General features: G+C 44.5%; 3 protein-coding genes. 2 read left to right on the top strand and 1 reads right to left on the bottom strand.

The window, feature by feature from the left end; translation table 11 throughout:
- Nucleotides 1-251 precede the first annotated feature (251 nt).
- Nucleotides 252-1,580, top strand: a complete 1,329-nt coding sequence (gene amt / locus Q8R38_01765; protein ID MDP3790753.1) for an ammonium transporter — start codon at nt 252-254, stop codon at nt 1,578-1,580.
- 57 nt (nt 1,581-1,637) lie between these two features.
- A complete protein-coding gene (locus Q8R38_01760; GenBank protein MDP3790752.1) occupies nt 1,638-1,976 on the top strand; it encodes a P-II family nitrogen regulator in 339 nt (112 codons plus the stop codon).
- Nucleotides 1,977-2,006: 30 nt separating this feature from the next.
- Here Q8R38_01760 and Q8R38_01755 read toward each other — a convergent pair whose 3' ends face one another.
- On the bottom strand, nt 2,007-3,236 hold the full coding sequence (locus Q8R38_01755; protein MDP3790751.1) for an IS256 family transposase: 1,230 nt from the start codon (nt 3,234-3,236) through the stop codon (nt 2,007-2,009).
- Nucleotides 3,237-3,459 lie beyond the last annotated feature (223 nt).

Raw genomic sequence — 3,459 nt, 5'->3', positions numbered from 1 at the left:
AGCTAAAAGAAGAAAATGGCTACACCCTATACGATTTGTCTAAGAAACTCGATATTCAAGTAGGCACTTTAGAGAGGTGGCTTAAGACAAGCCGCATCAATAGGATTTACGCAAAAATAGTTAGGGAGAAATTAGGGATAGAATAAGGGACAGTCCCCTTCGGGGACAGCCCCTTTACGTTACCTAATTTTTCTCAATTGAATAAACAAATGAGCAAGATAACCAGGAGAAGAAAGGAGGAATAGGCTAATATGGACATGATGAAAGTAGCTATTGATACTATCTGGGTTTTGGTTACGGCAAAGTTAGTTTTCTTTATGAACTTGGGCTTTGCGATGGTGGAATCAGGTTTTGCACGGGGGAAAAACTGCGTAAATATTTTGTCTAAAAACTTTATTGTTTTTGCGATTTCCTCTTTGGGATTTTTATTTTTAGGTTGGGGTTTGATGTTTGGCGATGGTAATCCTTTTCTGGGATTAAAAGGGTTGTGGTTTTTGGCGGGTGCGGATAATTCTCCGGCAACGGGTAGCGCTTATCAGGGAGTTTATTCCGCCATCTCCTGGACAGGAGTGCCCTTATTTGCCAAATTCTTCTTTCAACTGGTTTTCTGCGGAACCGCGGCAACGATTGTGTCTGGAGCCGTGGCAGAAAGAATAAAGTATAAATCATTTATATTATTCTCCTTTATTATGACTATGTTTATTTATCCCATCGTTGGCCACTGGGTTTGGGGTGGTGGCTGGTTGGCAGCAAAAGGAATGTTTGATTTTGCTGGCTCTACTGTGGTGCATTCAGTAGGTGGCTGGGCAGCTCTGGCAGGCGTCTTATTATTGGGCCCGCGCTTCGGTAAATATAGTAACGGTAAAGTTAACCCTATACCCGGGCACAATCTTTCTTTGGCTACCTTAGGGACTTTTGTTTTATGGTTCGGCTGGTTTGGGTTTAATCCCGGCTCAACTATGATGGCAGACCCTATGGCAATAAGCCACGTTGCTGTTACCACCAATACAGCAGCAGCGGCAGCTATTATGAGCGCAACTATTCTATCTTGGGTTTTATTAGGTAAGCCGGATTTAGGTATGACATTGAATGGCTGCCTGGCAGGTTTAGTAGCCATAACCGCACCTTGCGCTTTTGTAAGCATAGGCAGTTCTATCGTTATTGGATTAATTGCCGGTATATTAGTAGTCTTATCAGTCATTGGTTTTGACAAATTAAAAATTGATGACCCGGTGGGCGCTTTATCTGTGCATTTGGTAAACGGTATTTTTGGAACGCTTTGCGTAGGATTATTTGCCCAGGATAAGATAGCTGGCGTTGCTACGGGAAGCGGTTTATTTTTTGGCGGCGGCGCCAAATTACTTTCTAGCCAATTGACCGGAATAATCGCATGCGGAGCATACACGTTTATCGTTGCGCTGATTGCCTGGGGAATCTTGAAGGCGACTATGGGTATCCGGGTGAGCCTGCAGGAAGAAATCGAAGGCTTGGATATCGGTGAGCACGGAAACGCGGCGTATCCGGAATTCTTAACCCGTAAACCAGCGACCTCTTACTTAGGAATTAAGAATGAGAAATAAAAGATATAATTTTTGTGTCCACTTACGCAGTGGGCACAGGTTAAATGGAGGTAAATGATGAAAAAGATTGAAGCCATCATTCGGCCAGAAAAATTAGAGGCAGTTCGCCTTGCCTTGGGTGAGGCGGGTTGCACAGGTCTGATGATTACTGAAATTGAAGGCCATGGTAAGCAAAAAGGGATAGTCCAGCAGTGGCGGGGCGAGAAATACAAAGTAGAGCTTCTACCTAAGGTAAAGATAGAAACAGTTGTACCTGACCGGGAAGCAGAGCATATTGTTAAAACCATAATCGACAATGCCAAAACTGGCGAGATAGGAGACGGTAAGATTTTTATCTCTGACATCGAAAATGCAATACGGATTAGGACAGAAGAAAAAGGAGAGGTGGCGTTATAGGAGGTTACCAGAGAACAGGATTTGGTAATGTCAAATAAATTGTGTAAATTCTTTTAAAGGTTTCTCTTGCCATTTGGAGTTTAGACGGTTAAAAATAGCGTAAATAATTCTGCTGACGCTGTCATAATTGGTAAAGCACCCCATGGGCCTGGTCCGGCGCCTGACTTCACGGAATGATCTTTCGATGATATTGGTCGTGCGAATCTTCCGGCGAATAAAAGCGCGGTATTGTTCTTTGATAGGGATGGTTAAGAAGGCCAAGAGCTCGTCTATGTCGCGCTCAAGACATTCCACCGCCTTAGGAGAGACGTTGTACCAGTGTTTACGAAGGCGCTTGAAGGCGGCAACGGCTTCCCTATGGGTTGAAGCGTTATAAATCATACGCGCATCTGCCTTAAACGCCTTGATGTCGGCCTTTTTGAGGTGTTTAGTGGCATTACGCAGTTTATGCACCCAGCAGCGTTGGTGTTTTGCGTGAGGATATACGAGTTCAATGGCGCTAATGAATCCTTTGGAGCCGTCGGTAATGACCATCTTAAGGTTTTTACCTTCAAGGCCGCGCCTAAACAGGTCGTTGAGGAATCCTTCGCAGGCTGATGTTGATTCGGCGTTGGCTATTCTAAAGGCAATTAATTCTTTCTTACCGAAGATAGTTATGCCGTAGGCTACTAAAACAAGGATCTTTTTTGCCTTGAGGGATCCTTTAACCGAGATAGTGATTCCATCCAGGAACAAGAATTGATATTCATCGAGGAGCTTGCGTTGGTGGAACACCTTAACTAATGGGTTGAGGCGTTTGGTGATGCGGGAGACAGTAGAAGCCGAGAGTGAGGTGCCAAGCAAGGGTTTTAATGCTCCGGCAACATCTCTGGTGGATATCCCGCGCAGGAAGACGTTACAGACGACATCATCGACTGTCTGTTGGCGTCTTTGATAACGTGCAAAGACGCCAGGTTTAAATAATCCTCGTCTTGAACGAGGAACGGTAATGCGCTCAACGGGACCGAGGGTGGTTTCGAGATTACGGTAATAATGTCCGTTACGATAGTCCAAACGATTCTCCCCGGCTCTTTGATACGGTTGTGTCTGCATATATTGGATCATTTCTTCGTCCAGGCTGACTTCGATTAAGTCTTTGACCAGATGCCGCAGATAGTGGTTAATGTCAACCCAGAAGTCTTTCTGCTGGGTATCTTGAAAAAATTCATTGACTCGAGCCCAACGGCGTCGTAAACTACCTTCAGTGGTTACGTATTGCATAGGGCGTATCCTTTCTGGTTAGGCAGACATTGGTGTGTCCGGCCTGGGTTAATGTAGATGTTCCAAACAGAAAGATACGCCTTTTTTTAAACATTGCAAGGAAAATGTGTTTTGATTCCTGAATAAATTCTCTCAGAGCCCCGTAGAGCAACGATTGTCCCAGGAATCATACAAAACCACTTCTTCTTTGAAGCGAATTTACACACAATTGAGTATACTACCC

This window comes from Candidatus Omnitrophota bacterium (assembly GCA_030695905.1).
GTDB lineage: Bacteria > Omnitrophota > Gorgyraeia > 2-01-FULL-45-10 > 2-01-FULL-45-10 > CAZHPY01.
Note: the sequence above shows the minus strand (reverse complement) of the source record. Positions and strands in the feature narration are given on the sequence as shown.

Bases quoted from the DNA above. Each gene is read 5' to 3' on its own strand.
- amt (MDP3790753.1), top strand. From the start codon at position 252: ATGGACATGATGAAAGTAGCTATTGATACTATCTGGGTTTTGGTTACG.
- Q8R38_01760 (MDP3790752.1), top strand. From the start codon at position 1,638: ATGAAAAAGATTGAAGCCATCATTCGGCCAGAAAAATTAGAGGCAGTT.
- Q8R38_01755 (MDP3790751.1), bottom strand. From the start codon at position 3,236: ATGCAATACGTAACCACTGAAGGTAGTTTACGACGCCGTTGGGCTCGA.